Below are 13,103 nucleotides of genomic sequence, written 5' to 3'. Positions count from 1 at the left end.
CGCACGAATCTCTCCTCAGTGGAACCCTTTGGCCGCCTTCGGGCGGCCTTTTTTCATGGACGCAAGGTGAGCGCAATCACGCCAAGGTCACGCGCGCAAACTTGCGCTTGCCCACTTGCACGACGTAGGTGCCGGCGGCGAGCTTCAAGCCCTTGTCGGTGACCACGCTGCCATCGACACGCACGCCGTTGCCGTCGATCAGGCGCATGGCCTCGCTGCCCGAAGGCGCCAGCAGCGCCTGCTTGAGCAAAGCCGCGATGCTCAGCGGCGCGCCGCTGAGCGTGAGCTCCGGGATGTCATCGGGCACGCCGCCCTTGGCGCGGTTGTTGAAGTCGGCCTCTGCCGCTTCGGCCGCCGCCGCGTTGTGAAAGCGAGTGGTGATCTCCTTGGCGAGCAATACCTTTGCGTCTTTGGGGTTGCGGCCCGCGTCGACCTCGGCTTTGAGCTTGGCGATCTCCGCCGCGGGCAGGAAGCTCAGGAGCGTGAAGTAGCGCCACATCAGCACGTCGCTGATCGACAGCAGCTTGGCAAACATCGTGTTCGCCGGCTCGGTGACGGCGATGTAATTGCCCTTGCTCTTGGACATCTTCTCCACGCCATCAAGCCCTTCGAGCAGCGGCATGGTCAGGATGCACTGCGGCTCTTGGCCGTATTCGCTTTGCAAAGCCCGGCCCACCAGCAGGTTGAATTTCTGGTCGGTGCCGCCAAGCTCGAGGTCGCTCTTGAGCGCCACCGAGTCATAGCCTTGCATCAGCGGATACAGGAACTCGTGCACGCTGATCGGCGTGCCGGCCTTGAAGCGGTCGTGGAAGTCGTTGCGCTCCATCATGCGGGCCACGGTGTAGCGCGAGGCGAGCTGGATCATGCCGCGCGCACCGAGCGGGTCACTCCACTCGGAGTTGTAGCGCATCTCGGTTTTCTCAGGGTCGAGCACCAGGTCGGCCTGCGCGCGATAGGTCTTGGCGTTGGCCTCGATCTGCTCGCGTGTGAGGGGCGGGCGTGTGGTGTTGCGGCCCGAGGGGTCGCCGATCATGGAAGTGAAGTCGCCGATCAGAAAAATGACCGTGTGCCCCAAGTCTTGCAGCTGGCGCATCTTGTTCAGCACCACGGTGTGGCCGATGTGGATGTCGGGCGCCGTAGGGTCCAACCCGAGTTTGATGCGCAATGGCACGCCCGTTGCTTCTGACTTGGCCAGCTTGCTCACCCAATCGGCCTGCGGCAGCAGTTCGTCGCAGCCACGCAGAGAGACGGCCAAGGCCTCGCGAACTTTGTCGGTCAGGGGGTACTGGGGTGGCTTGGGTGGAATGGCCGGAATTTCGCGCTGTGACATGAGGGGTTCGGAACCTGAGGGGATTTCCGGGAATTGAGAAAAAGGGTGGCCGCTATACTGCCGCGCACCCGACGGAACACCCGTGAAACGAGGCCCGGCTGGCGCTCACGATTCTAGTGTGCGCCCGTGGGCAACAAGACCAACCAGAGCGCGGCCTCGCTGCCGCGCTTGCAGACAGGGCCTCACGGCCCCTCAACCAAATTGAGCTCGTTGGAATCGCTTCAAGACGCCGGTGCCACCACCTCCGCGCGCATCACACAGTTTGTCGGGCGGCACCCGCGCACCCTCACGTCCTTGCTGGTCGCCGGGCTGATGGGGTTTGGCGTTACGGCCTTCGGCATTGCCCCGCTGGCCCCCGACGCGGCTGACCTCCCGCGGCGCTTGGTGACGGAAACCGTCACTCCTGAAAACATCACGTCGCAGCTTGAAGCCCTGGCCACCCACACGGTCGAGCTTTATCGCAGCGACCTCACCCGCAGCGCCGACACCGTCGACAGCCTGCTGGCGCGGCTCAACGTGGCCGACGTGTCGGCCGCTGCCTTCCTGCGCACCGACAAAACGGCCCGCAAGCTGCTCGAAGGGCGTGCCGGCAAGATGGTGCAGGTACGCAAAGACGAGTCGGGGGCGCTGACGGAGCTGGTGGCCCGCTACCCGGCCGAAACCGCCGACCAGTACGGTACGCACTTCTCGCGGCTGCGCGTAGCGCGTGCCGACGGCGTGCTGCAAGCCAGGGTCGAAGTGGTCGCGCTGGAGAGCGAGGTGCGCCTGGGCAGCGGCACCATCCGCAGCTCGCTGTTTGCGGCGACCGACGAGTCGCGCATCCCCGACCCTGTTGCCACCCAGATCGCCGAAATCTTCTCGACCGACATTGACTTCCACCGCGAGCTGCGCCGAGGCGACACCTTCACCGTCATCTACGAAGCGCTTACCGCCGACGGCGAGCCCATCACCTGGAACCAAGCATCTGGCCGCGTGCTGGCCTCCGAGTTCGTCAACAACGGCCGCAGCTACTCGGCCGTTTGGTTCAAGGACGGCGAGGGCAAGGGCGGGTACTACGGCTTTGATGGCGAGAGCAAGCGGCGCGCGTTTCTCGCGAGCCCGATGGAGTTTTCGCGCGTGACCTCGGGCTTCTCGATGCGCATGCACCCCATCCTGAAAACCTGGCGCGCCCACCTGGGCGTGGACTACGGCGCCCCGACTGGCACGGCCATACGCAGCGTGGGCGACGGCGTGGTCGATTTCGCAGGCTGGCAAAACGGCTACGGCAACGTGGTGCAGATCCGCCACAGCAACGATCGCACGACCCTGTACGGGCACATGAGTCGCATCGACGTGCGCAAGGGCCAGCACGTAGAGCAAGGCATGCGCATCGGCGCCGTGGGCGCCACCGGCTGGGCCACCGGGCCGCACCTGCACTTCGAGTTCAAGGTGAAGGACCACCAGCAGAACCCATTGGTGATCGCCAAGACCTCGGAAGCCATCGTGCTGTCGGCCGCATCTCGCGCGCTCTTCACCGGCGTGGCGCAACAGATGCGCGGGCAGCTCCAGGCCGCACAGGCGTCAACCCGCAACCTCGCCTACGTCGAGTAGGAAGCGGCGCGCTCCTTGCGCGGCCGTTGCACAATTCAGCAATGGCTGAATTGTTTGCAGGCTTGATGTCGGGCACCTCGCTCGATGGCGTTGACGGGGTGCTGGCCGAGTTCTCGGCCGAAGGCATACCCCGGGTGGTGTCGCACGCCTACCGCGCCTTCCCCGAAACGCTGCGCGACGAGTTGCTGGCACTCAACAGCCCAGGCTCCGACGAGCTACACCGATCGGCCCTGGCGGCGAGCATGCTCGCCGGCCTCTATGTGGAGGTAGTGGCTGAGCTGCTTCTGCAGGCGAACGTGAGTGCGAGGGCCGTGCGTGCTGTTGGCAGCCACGGCCAGACCGTGCGCCATAGACCGTCGCTGGGCTATTCCTGGCAGATCAACAACCCGACCGTGCTGGCCGAGCGCAGCGGCATCGCCGTGGTGGCCGACTTCCGCAGTCGCGACGTGGCCGCCGGCGGCCAAGGGGCGCCTCTCGTGGCTGCGTTTCATCGCGCACTCTTCGGCTCCCTCGGTGAAACGCGCGCGGTGCTCAACCTCGGTGGCATCAGCAATCTCACCGCACTGCTCGCCGACGGCCGCACCACAGGCTTCGACTGCGGGCCAGCCAACGTGCTGATGGATCTCTGGTGCCTGCGCCACACGGGCCAGCGCTTCGACGCCGATGGCGCGTGGGCCGCCAGCGGCCAGGTCCACGATGATTTGCTGGCCGTGATGATGCAAGAGCCCTATTTCACCGCATTGCCCCCCAAGAGCACGGGGCGAGACCTGTTCAATGCAGACTGGCTGGGCGACAAGCTGTTGCGCCTGGCCCTGGAGTACCGGCGCGAAGACGTGCAGGCCACGCTGTGCGAGCTCACAGCCATCACCTGCACACAGGCAGTGAAGGGCCACGCTGGTGCGGCCAGCGAGCTGCTGGTCTGCGGCGGTGGCGCGCTCAACAAGCACCTGATGCAGCGTCTCTCGCATCACCTGCCCGGCATGGCAGTGCGCCTCACCAATGACCGCGGCTTGCCGGCCCAACATGTGGAGGCCGCGGCCTTCGCCTGGTTGGCCTACAAGCACCTGCATGGCGAGCCGGGCAACCTGAGCGCCGTCACCGGCGCATCGGGGCCACGTGTGCTGGGAGCGCTCTACCCCGCCTGAAAACTGCGCCTGAGAATGAAAAAGGCCGCCCGAAGGCGGCCTTTTCATCAGCGCAGGCTCAGACGGAGAAGCTGGACCCGCATCCGCAGGTGGTGGTGGCGTTCGGGTTCTTGATCACGAACTGGGCGCCTTGCAGATCGTCCTTGTAGTCGATCTCGGCGCCCGCCAAGTACTGCAGGCTCATGGCGTCGATCAACAGCGTGACGCCGTTCTTGTTCATCTGGGTGTCGTCTTCATTGACGATTTCATCGAAGGTGAAACCGTACTGGAAGCCGGAGCAACCACCGCCCTGCACAAACACCCGCAGCTTCAGTTCGGGGTTGCCTTCTTCGTCGACCAGCTCCTTGACCTTGCTCGCGGCGCTGTCCGTGAAGACCAGCGGCACCGGCGGCATCTCGGCCTCGGGGGTTTGAACACTGCTAGCTACTGCGCTCATGGCGATTCCTTCGAGTCAATGGTTGGATTATCCCACCCTGGCCAAAAGACTCAGGCCGCGTTGGAAGCAGCCAACTTAACCGGTGAGGGCTTTTCTTCGGCGGTGAGGGGGTGCAACCCACCTTCGATGGTGGCGCCTTGGTGCATTTCAAGGGCTTCATACTTCACATCGCCCACGATCACCGCCTTGGGCTGCAACTCAAGCAGCGCATCAGATTGCACCGGGCCCGTGACGTGGCCGTTGATGATCACGTGAGCGGCACGAACCTTGCCCATCACGCGGGCTTTTTCGCTGATCACGAGGATGCTGTTTTCACCGGGGACGGCGATCACATCACCTTGCACTTCGCCGTCGATCCGCAGGCCGTCACTGAACTGAAGTTCGCCGCGAATGACGGTGCCCTCACCGATCAGGGTGCGGATGGGGGGCTGCTTCTTCTTTGCGAACATGTGTGACTCCTAGCTGTCAACGTCGATCGGCCCGGTGCTTGCGCGTCGGGGTTTTCATAACTTCACGGTCTGGGTGGCGCGCACGCCCCCATGGCTGTCCGTGACTTTCACTTGCACGGTCTTCACCACGGCTTCTTGCGGGTAGTCGACCATGCCTTCCAGCCGGGCCGACTGCCTGACCTGCAGCAGCTTGGGGCCGCCCGGCTGCGAAATCGTCCAGGGCTTGTCAGCCAATGTGCCCGCGAGCACGATGTCGTAGCGCCCGACAAACTCGGGGAGATTGCGCCCTATTTGCATGATCAAAACCTGAAATCGCAACTGCCCGGGCACCTTGGCTTGAGCCTGCAGCGCCCGCACATTCAGACCCTCGGCCACGTTTGTGGGCAGCAGACGCTCAAAGAAGCCCAGATCGGCTTTCAGCGACATGTTTTCAGATTCGACCTGCTTGAGCTGCTGCGCCAGCCGATCCTGGGCCACCTTCTCCGTTTTCAGCAAGCTTTGTGCCGTGTTGGCAATCGACTGAGCACCTTCGCGCTCTTCACGCAGTTTGAAAACCTCGACCCGCAGCTGAGTCAATTCGGCTTTGGCATCGCGATCCAGGCCGGCGATGCTCTTGCCGAACTCGAAGGCCCACAAGGAAAGCGCAGCCGAAAACCCAAACATGACGGCCAACGCCACCCAGCGCAGAGGCCAGGGCAGGTGACTGCGAACAATCATGCGCGGGGCGCTGATCGACAGTCGGCGGCGTAGCAGTTTCCAGCGCATGCGAGGGGCAGATTCCGGGGCGTCAAGGAAGAAAGAGGCGCGATTGTAGGAGCGCACCCCGGGCGCGCTGTGTGTCCAAACCTTGCAGGTGTGTGCATCCACCTCGCCTCATGCAAAAGGCCGCTCGAAAGCGGCCTTTTTGCACGAAAGCCCAATACCGGGCTTTGCGAGAGAGATCAGCGCTTGCTGAACTGCTTACGGCGACGAGCACCATGAAAGCCGACCTTCTTACGCTCGACTTCACGCGCGTCGCGCGTCACGAAGCCAGCGTGCTTGAGTGCGGGTTTCAGGGTTTCGTCGTAGTCGATCAGGGCGCGGGTGATGCCGTGACGCACAGCGCCGGCCTGGCCCGATTCGCCACCGCCGTGCACGTTCACCTTGACGTCAAACGCGCCATCGTTGGAGGTCAGCACCAAAGGCTGCTTCACCACCATGATGGACGTCTGGCGGCCGAAATACTCGTCAACGGCCTTGCCGTTGACCAGGATCTGGCCAGTGCCCTTCTTGATGAAAACGCGGGCCACCGAAGATTTGCGGCGGCCGGTTCCGTAGTTCCAATTTCCGATCATCACCGCTCCTTAGATGTCCAGCACTTTGGGCTGCTGCGCGGTGTGCGGGTGGGAACCACCGGCGTACACCTTCAGCTTCTTGACCATCGCGTAGCCCAACGGGCCCTTCGGGAGCATGCCCTTGACGGCCTTCTCCAGGGCGCGGCCGGGGTGCTTGGCCTGCATGTCCTTGAAGGTCGTGGCGTGGATCCCGCCCGGGTAACCCGAGTGACGGTAGTACACCTTGTCGGTGGCCTTGTTGCCGGTCACGCGGATCTTGTCTGCGTTAACGACGACGATGAAATCACCGGTATCGACGTGAGGCGTGTAAATGGCCTTGTGCTTGCCGCGCAAACGGAGTGCCACTTCGCTGGCAACACGTCCGAGCACCTTGTCGGTGGCGTCAATCACAAACCACTCGTGCGTCACTTCCGCCGGCTTGGCGCTGAAGGTCTTCATGAGTTTCTTTCTAGATGCCTGGCCCTTGGCGGGCGAAGCGGGATATGGCTCAAACGTCGAACACACCGCTCAACTCTCGGTGCTGCTTATTTCAGGCAGCCTCTCAAACCAGCGGCGGTCGCTTCTTCCCCAGGAGCCGATCGGGAAAGCCTTCTAGTGTAGCCGAAACCTCTACCCGCCGGTCATGGGCCGGGCAGGGCTACTTCGGGAGCACCCATTTGCCGATAGACTTAGGGTTTGTACCAATCCGAGGTCAGCCATGGATTCATCAGGCACCCCTCTCTCTCACCTGCCGGAGCCCCCGCAGCCCTCACGCCTGTCGTGGGTGCCGATCCGGTCGCTAACAGAACGGCATCGCGATCGCATCTCTTTTCATCTTCTTTCTCTGGAAGAAAGTGATCGCTATCTCCGATTTGGCTTCCCGGCCACGGACGAGCAAATCCAACGTTATGTCGACTCGCTCAATTTCGAGCGCGACGAAGTGTTTGGCATCTTCAATCGCCGCCTGACACTGATCGCCATGGCTCACCTCGCCTACCTGCCGGTCTCAGCAAGCACGCCCGAAGCCTCAGCCACCGCTGAGTTCGGCGTGTCGGTGATCAAACGAGCCCGCGGCCGAGGCTATGGCGCGCGACTGTTCGAACACGCCGTGCTGCATGCGCGCAACCGCGGCTGTGAGCGCCTATTCATCCACGCCCTGAGCGAGAACACCGCGATGCTGAAGATCGCGCGCAACGCTGGCGCCACGGTCGAGCGAGATGGCCCGGAAGCCGAAGCGTGGCTGAAGTTACCGCCTGACAGCATCTCGTCGCAGTTTGGTGAAATGATGGGCCAGCAGTTTGCTGAGCTTGACTACCAATTCAAGTTGCAGGCGCACCGCATCAATGACTGGTTCGGCATCGTGCCTCAAATCAAGACTCATATGGGCGAGACTGATCGCACAGCCTCCGAGTGAGTGCTCGCCCGTTGCGATTAAACATGTGCTCGGCAGCTGAGACCCCACACCCATGTCGGGGATGTGACGCCGCGAAGGCCGCAAGTAGCATCCGACCAGTCGTCTCATTCCTGGCATCACATTGGCGCCTGGGTGGACGCTCATCAGAGTCCGCGCCGTGAACATGCCATATCTTCCTTGGGTCGCCGCACTGGCCGCCGCTGTCTTGTTGGTGGGCGTGCTGGTCATCCTTCTGCTGAGGGATCGCAAGCCGCGCGCCAAGCCGCTGCCTGTCGAATGGGCGCTGACGGGCCGCCCCGTCTTCAGCACAGACGAGCGCCGCATCTACCGCTTGTTGCGCGAAGCGCTGCCGCATCACATCATCCTGTCGAAGCTGCCGCTGGTGCGCTTCTGCCAACCCACCGACCCGAGCGAGGTGCGTTACTGGTACGACCTGCTGGGCACCAACCACGTCACCTTCGCCATCTGCAGCGCCAACGGGCGGGTGCTGGCCGCGATTGACCTCGACGCGGAGCGCGGCAACTCCAATCGCATCCAGCAGATCAAGCAAGCTGTGCTGTCAGCCTGCCGCGTGCGCTACCTGCGCTGCCCTGCCGATCATTTGCCGTCGGTGGCCGAGTTGCAATTGCTGGTGCCACACAGCGGCGCGGCTTCACGCGCCCCGCAGCCCATGCCCTCTCACACCTTGCATCAGGCGCGCGACACACTGGCCACCACCGTGGCCCACCGCCGCGCGGAGCGCACCGCTCTGTGGCAAGACTCGTCGTTGTTCCAGGACTCCTTCTTCGCGCCCGACAGCCGACTCGACGCGTTCATGTCCAGCGAGTTCGCAAGCCTGTCCGATCGCCCGTCGTCACTGATCGGCGGGCACGATGAGCGCGACGACGTGGGTGGCGTGGTCGTCGACGGCCCATCGGGTGCCTCCAACGCGCGCCACTGAGCGCCGCGTACGATGCGCGCATGCCCCATGCGCCGCACGCCACTGAAACACCCTACGCCGGCCTCACCCCCGAGGCCGTGCTCGATGCGCTGGACTCAGTTGGCCTGCGCGGCGACGGCCGCCTGATCCAGCTCAACTCCTACGAGAACCGCGTGTTCCAGGTCTTCCTGGAAGACGGCCTGGTCGTCGTGCCCAAGTTCTATCGACCCGGCCGCTGGAGCGACGCGCAAATCCTCGAAGAGCATGCCTTCGCGGCGGAGCTGGTGGCCGCCGAGATCCCGGTGGTTGCGCCACGCATGCTCGGCGACAGCACGCTGGCGTCGTTCGACATCGCCAGCAGCCCTTACCGCTTCAGCGTGTGCGATCGCCAATCGGGCCGCGCGCCTGAGCTCGAAGATCCGGACACACTCGAATGGATAGGCCGCTTCATCGGCCGCATTCATGCCGTAGGCGCCCGTGCCCCGTTTGCACACCGGCTCACGCTCGACAGCCACAGCTACGGCGAAGCCCCGCGCGACTGGCTGCTGGCCTCAGGAATGATCGCCATCGAAGCGCAAGCCGACTGGAAGCGCACCGTCGACGAAGTGATCGATGAGGTGAAGCGCTGCTTCGACGCGGCGGGCGCCTACGCGCCCATACGCCTGCATGGCGACTGCCACACCGGCAATGTGCTGTGGACGGCTGCCGGCCCGCACTTCGTCGACCTCGACGACGCCTTAATGGGCCCGCCCGTGCAAGACATGTGGATGCTGCTGTCGGGCGACCGCCAGACGATGCAAGGTCAGCTCTATTCGCTGCTCGCGGGCTACGAAGACTTCATGGAATTCGACTGGCGCCAGTTGCAGCTGGTCGAAGCCTTGCGCGCGCTGCGCATGATTCACTACAGCGCGTGGATCGCCCGCCGCTGGGCCGACCCGGCGTTCCCTGCGGCCTTCCCGTGGTTCGGTGGGCGTTCTTACTGGAGCGAGCAGATCACGCGCATGCGCGAGCAGCTTGATGCGCTGAGGCAACCCGCGCTCGGCGGGGTGCCTCAGCTCTGAGCCCTCAGGCCGTCAGCACCGCATTCACGCGCTTCACATAAGCGGCGGGGTCTTCGAGCTGCCCGCCTTCGGCCAGCAAGGCCTGGTCGAACAAGATGTGCGCCAGGTCGTCGAAGTGCGCGCTGCCATCAAGCCGCTTCACCAACGCGTGATCAGCATTCACTTCCAGAGTGGGCAATGACTTGGGCGCCGTCTGCCCCGCCTGCTTGAGCATGCGCGCGAGGTGGCCGCTGATGTCGCCCTCTTCCGTCACCAGGCAAGCGGCCGAGTCCACCAGGCGCGTGGTCACACGCACATCTTTCGCACGATCTTTCAGCGCTTCTTTCAAACGGTCGAGCATGGGCTTGAACGCCGTCGCCGCTTCTTCGGCCTGCTTCTTTTCGGCTTCATCTTGCAGCGAGCCCAGGTCGACCGCGCCCTTGGCCACGCTTTGCAGCGCCTTGCCTTCGAACTCGTACATGTGACTCAGCATCCATTCGTCCACGCGGTCGATCAGCAGCAGCACCTCGATGCCCTTCTTGCGGAAGATCTCGATCTGCGGGCTGCTCTTGGCGCCGGCCAAGGTGTCGGCGGTCACGTAATAGATGGCCTCCTGCCCTTCTTTCATGCGGCTCAGGTAGTCGGCGAGCGACACGCCTTCGTCGGCATGCGTAGAGGCAAAGCGGAACAGCTTCACCAGGCGCTCCTGGTTGGCGTGATCCTCGCCCACGCCTTCTTTCAGCACCGGGCCGAAGTCTTTCCAGAAGGCCGCGTACTTGGCGCGCTCGGTTTCGTCTTCATTGTTGGCCAATGACTCCAGCATGCCCAGCACGCGCTTGGTCGAGCCTTCGCGTATGGCTTTCACGTCGCGGCTTTCTTGCAGCAGCTCGCGGCTCACGTTGAGTGGCAAGTCAGCGCTGTCGATCACGCCCTTCACGAAGCGCAGGTACACGGGCATCAGCGCTTCGGCGTCGTCCATGATGAAGACACGCTTCACGTAGAGCTTCACGCCGCCGCGCTTGTCGCGGTTCCACAGGTCGAACGGCGCCTTGGCCGGCACATACAGCAGCTGCGTGTATTCGCTGCGGCCTTCCACGCGGTTGTGCGTGTAGGCGAGCGGCGCTTCGCTGTCGTAGCTCAGCTGCTTGTAGAACTCGGTGTACTGCTCGGGGGTGATGTCGTTCTTGCTGCGCGTCCAGAGTGCAGCGGCCTTGTTGACCGCCACCCACTCGTCGGGCTTCAGCGCCTGCTCGTTCTTCTCCGGGTTCCACTCTTCTTCCTTCTGCATCAAGATGGGCAGCGAGATGTGGTCGGAGTATTTGCTGATGATCGACTTCAGCTTCCACATGCTCAAAAACTCTTCTTCGCCTTCGCGCAAATGAAGAATGATGTCGGTGCCGCGCTGCGGCTTCGTGATCGTCTCGACCTCGAAGTCGCCGCTGCCTTCGCTGCTCCAGCGCACGCCTTCTTCCGGCGCTGCACCCGCGCGCCGGCTCTCGACCGTGATGCGGTCGGCCACGATGAAGCCGCTGTAAAAGCCCACGCCAAACTGGCCGATCAGCTGCGCGTCTTTCTTTTGCTCGCCTTCTAGCTTGCTCATGAACTCGCGCGTGCCGCTCTTGGCTATGGTGCCCAGGTTGGCCACCGCCTCGTCGGCTGACAAGCCGATGCCGTTGTCGCGAATGGTGATGGTCTTGGCTTCCTTGTCGAAGCTCACCCGCACTTCGAGGTTGGGCGCGTCTTCATACAGGCCAGCGTTGTTGAGCGCCTCGAAGCGCAGTTTGTCGCAGGCGTCTGACGCGTTGGAGACCAACTCGCGCAAGAAGATCTCCTTGTTGGAGTAAAGCGAGTGGGTGACGAGGTGCAGGATCTGCTTGACTTCGGCCTGGAAGGAAAGGGTTTGCTTTTGCATGGTCGTCTGGGCTCTGATGTGCCGGCACAAGCGCCGGGCGCGCTAAAAGATAGGGGTCGCCTGGGTGATTTCAAGCCGGGCGGGCCGTGGATCATAAGGACAAGCCCCTTGGTGGCACACGGAGACAGATGACCCTCACATGCCCTGGGACTACTATCCGCCGCTCTTTCGACCGATGCCTGCCAGCCTCGCCTTCCATGCCCTCATGACCGCGCTTGAAAACTCGCTCGCTGCGGCGCAACCCTCTTCTGGTCCGCTGTGGACACTGGAAGGCCTGCGCGGGGCTGACCCGGTGCTAGGGTTTGCATTGGTCATGCTCGTCGCGGTGGTAGTGGCCGAGTTGCTGCACCGCAAGCTGCGCCTGCCGCGCATGGTCGGCCACATGATCACCGGCGCGCTGGCCAGCCCCCTCGCGCTGCGCTTGCTGGAGCGCACCGACCTCGACCCCTGGAAGCCACTGATCGACCTGGCCGTCGGCGTGCTGGTGTTCGAGCTCGGCAGCCGCATTCGCCCACGCTGGCTGATCGACAACCCGTGGCTCGCACTCACCTGCGTACTCGAAGGCCTGCTGGCCGGTCTGTGCGTCACCGCGGCGCTGGTCTCGCTCGGTGCGCCCGTCACCTCGGCGTGGCTGGCCGGTGCGGTGGCCATGTCGACCTCGCCTGTCATCACGCTGGTGCTGGTGCATGAGCTACGCCCGCGCGGGCAGGTGACTGAGCGCCTGCTCATCATGACCGCCATCAACAGCGCACTCACCATGCTCGCGCTCAAGACGTGGCGCGTGATCGCCGCGGCCGGTTCAACCAGCCTGAGCGCCGAGTTGCTGCCGGTCGTCACCGACGCAGTGATGGTCGTCGGCGGCTCCTTTCTGCTCGGCGTCGCCGCCGGGTGGCTGTTGGCCAAGCTGACACCGCCGCTGCGCAGTGTGGCGGCGGCACCGGTGCTGCAAATTGCATTGGTGATCCTGGCGGCGATGCTGGCCGCGCAATGGAAGCTGTCGCCCCTGCTGGCCTTGCTGGTGGCCGGCATGGTGGCGCGCTCGCGCATGGGCCATGCCCTCACCGTCGAGCCGCAGCTCGGCTCGGCGGGCGCCATCCTGACGGTGCTGCTCTTCATCGCGTTGGGAATGCTCTTCACGCTCGACGACATCACCACGCTGTGGCCCTGGGTGCTGGCGATCGTGTTGGCGCGACTCATCGGCAAAGGCATCGCCGTGGCCTTGCTCGCCCGGCTGAGCGCGCTTGGCTGGCGACAGGCAGCCGCACTCACGCTGGCCCTGCAGCCCATGAGCAGCCTGGCCGTCTTGCTGGCGGCCGACACCTTGGGCTGGACGTCGCAGCTGCCCGGTGTGGCCGGCGGCGTGCTGCAGTCGCTGCTGATCGCCACCACGCTGCTGCATCTGCTCGGGCCGGTGCTCACGCAATGGTCGCTGCGGTCGCTGGCCAGCGAGTGCCCGCCCCCACACCCCAGGGGAAGCTGAGACATGTCACCAGAGATGACGCCAAAGATGGCCGCAGAGACGGCCCCAGAGAAAGGGCCAGAAATGTCGCCCGAG

Annotated in this window: 13 protein-coding genes; 6 read left to right on the top strand and 7 right to left on the bottom strand. The window is 63.9% G+C overall.

Translation table 11 applies throughout. The annotated features are described in order from the left end of the window. Positions 1–76: 76 nt before the first annotated feature. Positions 77–1,330, bottom strand: coding sequence for a tyrosine--tRNA ligase (gene tyrS, locus AC30QB_RS13605; protein WP_489546760.1), 1,254 nt, complete (start codon positions 1,328–1,330; stop codon positions 77–79). A gap of 210 nt (positions 1,331–1,540) precedes the next feature. On the opposite strand from tyrS, the gene AC30QB_RS13600 reads away from it, so the two are divergent. Both AC30QB_RS13600 and AC30QB_RS13595 read left to right on the top strand, forming a co-directional pair. Further along, a complete protein-coding gene (locus AC30QB_RS13600; protein ID WP_489546759.1) occupies positions 1,541–2,920 on the top strand; it encodes a M23 family metallopeptidase in 1,380 nt (459 codons plus the stop codon). Between the two features lie 41 nt (positions 2,921–2,961). After that, positions 2,962–4,065 carry an anhydro-N-acetylmuramic acid kinase gene (locus AC30QB_RS13595; protein ID WP_489546758.1) on the top strand — a complete coding sequence of 368 codons (1,104 nt, stop codon included), beginning with the start codon at positions 2,962–2,964 and terminating at the stop codon, positions 4,063–4,065. Between the two features lie 58 nt (positions 4,066–4,123). On the opposite strand, the gene erpA is transcribed toward AC30QB_RS13595, so the two are convergent. The 5 genes from erpA to rplM form a co-directional block, all read right to left on the bottom strand. Beyond that, positions 4,124–4,501 (bottom strand): iron-sulfur cluster insertion protein ErpA, encoded by a 378-nt coding sequence (gene erpA, locus AC30QB_RS13590; protein ID WP_489546757.1) that lies wholly within the window; start codon positions 4,499–4,501, stop codon positions 4,124–4,126. 50 nt (positions 4,502–4,551) lie between these two features. Then, complete coding sequence (locus AC30QB_RS13585; protein WP_489546756.1) at positions 4,552–4,950, bottom strand: bactofilin family protein; 399 nt, start codon at positions 4,948–4,950, stop codon at positions 4,552–4,554. Between the two features lie 54 nt (positions 4,951–5,004). Continuing rightward, positions 5,005–5,667 carry a DUF6776 family protein gene (locus AC30QB_RS13580; protein WP_489546755.1) on the bottom strand — a complete coding sequence of 221 codons (663 nt, stop codon included), beginning with the start codon at positions 5,665–5,667 and terminating at the stop codon, positions 5,005–5,007. A gap of 224 nt (positions 5,668–5,891) precedes the next feature. Continuing rightward, positions 5,892–6,284 carry a 30S ribosomal protein S9 gene (rpsI, locus tag AC30QB_RS13575; RefSeq protein WP_489546754.1) on the bottom strand — a complete coding sequence of 131 codons (393 nt, stop codon included), beginning with the start codon at positions 6,282–6,284 and terminating at the stop codon, positions 5,892–5,894. 9 nt (positions 6,285–6,293) lie between these two features. Continuing rightward, complete coding sequence (gene rplM, locus AC30QB_RS13570; protein ID WP_489546753.1) at positions 6,294–6,722, bottom strand: 50S ribosomal protein L13; 429 nt, start codon at positions 6,720–6,722, stop codon at positions 6,294–6,296. Positions 6,723–6,981: 259 nt separating this feature from the next. Here rplM and AC30QB_RS13565 point away from each other — a divergent pair, with 259 nt between their 5' ends. The 3 genes from AC30QB_RS13565 to AC30QB_RS13555 all read left to right on the top strand — a co-directional run bounded on the left by AC30QB_RS13565 (position 6,982) and on the right by AC30QB_RS13555 (position 9,657). Further along, positions 6,982–7,677, top strand: coding sequence for a GNAT family N-acetyltransferase (locus tag AC30QB_RS13565; protein WP_489546752.1), 696 nt, complete (start codon positions 6,982–6,984; stop codon positions 7,675–7,677). A gap of 163 nt (positions 7,678–7,840) precedes the next feature. Further along, positions 7,841–8,617 (top strand): DUF2726 domain-containing protein, encoded by a 777-nt coding sequence (locus AC30QB_RS13560; protein ID WP_489546791.1) that lies wholly within the window; start codon positions 7,841–7,843, stop codon positions 8,615–8,617. A 20-nt stretch (positions 8,618–8,637) separates the two neighbouring features. Beyond that, positions 8,638–9,657 carry a serine/threonine protein kinase gene (locus tag AC30QB_RS13555; RefSeq protein WP_489546751.1) on the top strand — a complete coding sequence of 340 codons (1,020 nt, stop codon included), beginning with the start codon at positions 8,638–8,640 and terminating at the stop codon, positions 9,655–9,657. Positions 9,658–9,661: 4 nt separating this feature from the next. Here AC30QB_RS13555 and htpG read toward each other — a convergent pair whose 3' ends face one another. Continuing rightward, positions 9,662–11,548, bottom strand: coding sequence for a molecular chaperone HtpG (gene htpG, locus AC30QB_RS13550; protein WP_489546750.1), 1,887 nt, complete (start codon positions 11,546–11,548; stop codon positions 9,662–9,664). 139 nt (positions 11,549–11,687) lie between these two features. On the opposite strand from htpG, the gene AC30QB_RS13545 reads away from it, so the two are divergent. Beyond that, the gene (locus AC30QB_RS13545) at positions 11,688–13,028 is read left to right on the top strand and encodes a cation:proton antiporter (protein ID WP_489546749.1); all 1,341 of its coding nucleotides are present in this window, start codon (positions 11,688–11,690) and stop codon (positions 13,026–13,028) included. Positions 13,029–13,103: the final 75 nt, after the last annotated feature.

It is taken from the genome of Rhizobacter sp. (assembly GCF_046595475.1).
GTDB lineage: Bacteria > Pseudomonadota > Gammaproteobacteria > Burkholderiales > Burkholderiaceae_C > Rhizobacter.
The sequence above is the reverse complement of the archived record's forward strand: the minus strand, read 5'-3'. Positions and strand labels throughout refer to the sequence as shown.

Coding starts and splice junctions, on each gene's coding strand:
- tyrS (WP_489546760.1), bottom strand. CDS start 1,330: ATGTCACAGCGCGAAATTCCGGCCATTCCACCCAAGCCACCCCAGTAC.
- AC30QB_RS13595 (WP_489546758.1), top strand. CDS start 2,962: ATGGCTGAATTGTTTGCAGGCTTGATGTCGGGCACCTCGCTCGATGGC.
- erpA (WP_489546757.1), bottom strand. CDS start 4,501: ATGAGCGCAGTAGCTAGCAGTGTTCAAACCCCCGAGGCCGAGATGCCG.
- AC30QB_RS13585 (WP_489546756.1), bottom strand. CDS start 4,950: ATGTTCGCAAAGAAGAAGCAGCCCCCCATCCGCACCCTGATCGGTGAG.
- AC30QB_RS13580 (WP_489546755.1), bottom strand. CDS start 5,667: ATGATTGTTCGCAGTCACCTGCCCTGGCCTCTGCGCTGGGTGGCGTTG.
- rpsI (WP_489546754.1), bottom strand. CDS start 6,284: ATGATCGGAAATTGGAACTACGGAACCGGCCGCCGCAAATCTTCGGTG.
- rplM (WP_489546753.1), bottom strand. CDS start 6,722: ATGAAGACCTTCAGCGCCAAGCCGGCGGAAGTGACGCACGAGTGGTTT.
- AC30QB_RS13565 (WP_489546752.1), top strand. CDS start 6,982: ATGGATTCATCAGGCACCCCTCTCTCTCACCTGCCGGAGCCCCCGCAG.
- AC30QB_RS13560 (WP_489546791.1), top strand. CDS start 7,841: ATGCCATATCTTCCTTGGGTCGCCGCACTGGCCGCCGCTGTCTTGTTG.
- AC30QB_RS13555 (WP_489546751.1), top strand. CDS start 8,638: ATGCCCCATGCGCCGCACGCCACTGAAACACCCTACGCCGGCCTCACC.
- htpG (WP_489546750.1), bottom strand. CDS start 11,548: ATGCAAAAGCAAACCCTTTCCTTCCAGGCCGAAGTCAAGCAGATCCTG.
- AC30QB_RS13545 (WP_489546749.1), top strand. CDS start 11,688: ATGCCCTGGGACTACTATCCGCCGCTCTTTCGACCGATGCCTGCCAGC.